The organism is Moorena sp. SIO2C4 (assembly GCF_010672485.1).
In the GTDB taxonomy this organism is placed as follows: domain Bacteria; phylum Cyanobacteriota; class Cyanobacteriia; order Cyanobacteriales; family Coleofasciculaceae; genus Moorena; species Moorena producens.
Genome location: NZ_JAAHGN010001355.1, coordinates 1 through 1,666 on the forward strand (window position 1 = coordinate 1; position 1,666 = coordinate 1,666).

Annotated in this window: 4 protein-coding genes; 1 reads left to right on the forward strand and 3 read right to left on the reverse strand. The window is 42.4% G+C overall.

The annotated features are described in order from the left end of the window. Positions 1-140: 140 nt before the first annotated feature. The 3 genes from F6K20_RS37500 to F6K20_RS37510 form a co-directional block, all read right to left on the reverse strand. Entirely contained in the window at positions 141-437 is a 297-nt protein-coding gene (locus F6K20_RS37500; RefSeq protein ID WP_008181769.1) for a SitI3 family protein, read from the reverse strand. A gap of 139 nt (positions 438-576) precedes the next feature. Next, on the reverse strand, positions 577-741 hold the full coding sequence (locus F6K20_RS37505) for a hypothetical protein (RefSeq protein ID WP_154659727.1): 165 nt from the start codon (positions 739-741) through the stop codon (positions 577-579). 18 nt (positions 742-759) lie between these two features. Next, positions 760-939 (reverse strand): hypothetical protein, encoded by a 180-nt coding sequence (locus F6K20_RS37510; protein ID WP_131827158.1) that lies wholly within the window; start codon positions 937-939, stop codon positions 760-762. 352 nt (positions 940-1,291) lie between these two features. Between F6K20_RS37510 and F6K20_RS37515 the strand changes: the two genes are divergently transcribed. Beyond that, a complete protein-coding gene (locus tag F6K20_RS37515) occupies positions 1,292-1,507 on the forward strand; it encodes a hypothetical protein (protein ID WP_008181771.1) in 216 nt (71 codons plus the stop codon). Positions 1,508-1,666 lie beyond the last annotated feature (159 nt).

A 1,666-nucleotide genomic window follows, 5' to 3' on the forward strand; every position in this document is an offset into this window, starting at 1 on the left:
TATAGCAATTCTCATACCTATGAGGTACAGTATTCATGGGCGCTTATTACCTTAAGACCTTCTTACTTCTGCCTTCTGCCTTCTGCCTTCTGCCTTAAAAGGATAAGTTTTGTCCTCATGACTCTGAGAATTGCTATAAATCAGGCAGAACAAGGGAACACCTGCAACTCATAGGTTAATTTAAACTGGTCTATTTCAGAAATAATACTAGGCTCCAGCATCTCTTGATTTAAGATTAATTTATCTCCCAAGCGCTGCAATACAACCGTTTCATAATTAAATAGCAAAACAGCTTCTCCGACAGTCTGCTGTAGCAAAGTTATGGTTGCTCGGATCAGAGTACGCAAGCCCCCTTCATAATCTTGATTGGGATTAATCCGAAAACCAACAACTAAAGTAGCTCGAAAACCAAAGTTTTCCTCAGTAACATCTTCCATCGATCTTCTACATCAGCATTAATAAGTATTCCTGGTGCTTTTAAGTTGTCTTGTCGCCACTCCAAACTGGGTTGGAAGCAGTGCGTACACATTTTGTAGGGTGGGCATTGCCTGTTTCCCACTCCGCTACCTGCCCGAATTAACCAAAGCAATGCCCACCAACCACAGATAGAAGATAGTGCGATCGCATTTTGTCGGGTGGGCATTGCCTGTTTCCCACTCCGCTACCTGCCCGAATTAACCAAAGCAATGCCCACCAACCACAGATAGAAGATAGTGCGATCGCATTTTGTCGGGTGGCCATTGCCTGTTTCCCACTCCGCTACCTGCCCGAATTAACCAAAGCAATGCCCACCAACCACAGATAGAAGATAGTGCGATCGCATTTTGTCGGGTGGGCATTGCCTGTTTCCCACTCCCCTACCTGCCCGAATTCACCAAAGCAATGCCCACCAACCACAGATAGAAGATAGTGCGATCGCATTTGGTAGTGCGTAAGCATTTTGTCGGGTGGGCATTGCCAGCCCTACGATTAATTATGATTACCTGTCGGTGGGCAGTGCCTAGTCAATCTCTCTAAAGGTTGACAATTTTTCATAGGCACTGCCCACCCTACGATTAATTATGATTAATTATGATTAATTATGATTAATTATGATTAATTATGATTAATTATATCAAAAATGTAGACAAATAAAATATATTTTATCTTCCTTATTATCCCTTCTACCACACTGCTAACTCTTACCAAATTTTCTCCATATTTCGTAATAAAAAAAATTCCTAAACCCCTTGACAAGTAATTAATTTGTTAATATATTAATAATATACCCAGTTTCAAGGTATAGTTTCCAATGAGCAAAAACATTAATCCGAACTCTGAAAACCCAAGTCGCAAATCTAAGAAAGTCAAGCACATATTGATCGGTTCTCCTGAGGAGGTTAAGAAGACAATTTATGCCATTTATTCCCTTAAATACGCCTATCCCGACGAGTGGAGCAATCCGGAGCCTACCGGAAAGCCTGGAGAGGTTATGACCTTTTTGATTCGATATTTCTACGTAGACTAGGATAGGAATTTGCCAGGGTTTTACGCCCTGGCGACAATGAATAGTGAAAGTTGTTTTGTGGTCAGCATATGCGCTACGCGCACGCTACTTGAGGTGCGGTCAGCGGTCAGCGGTCAGCGGTCAGCCTTGGCCACAAGCCTTTGGCTGATAACTGATAAC

Bases quoted from the DNA above. Each gene is read 5' to 3' on its own strand.
- F6K20_RS37505 (WP_154659727.1), bottom strand. From the start codon at position 741: ATGGCCACCCGACAAAATGCGATCGCACTATCTTCTATCTGTGGTTGG.
- F6K20_RS37515 (WP_008181771.1), top strand. From the start codon at position 1,292: ATGAGCAAAAACATTAATCCGAACTCTGAAAACCCAAGTCGCAAATCT.
- F6K20_RS37500 (WP_008181769.1), bottom strand. From the start codon at position 437: ATGGAAGATGTTACTGAGGAAAACTTTGGTTTTCGAGCTACTTTAGTT.
- F6K20_RS37510 (WP_131827158.1), bottom strand. From the start codon at position 939: ATGCTTACGCACTACCAAATGCGATCGCACTATCTTCTATCTGTGGTT.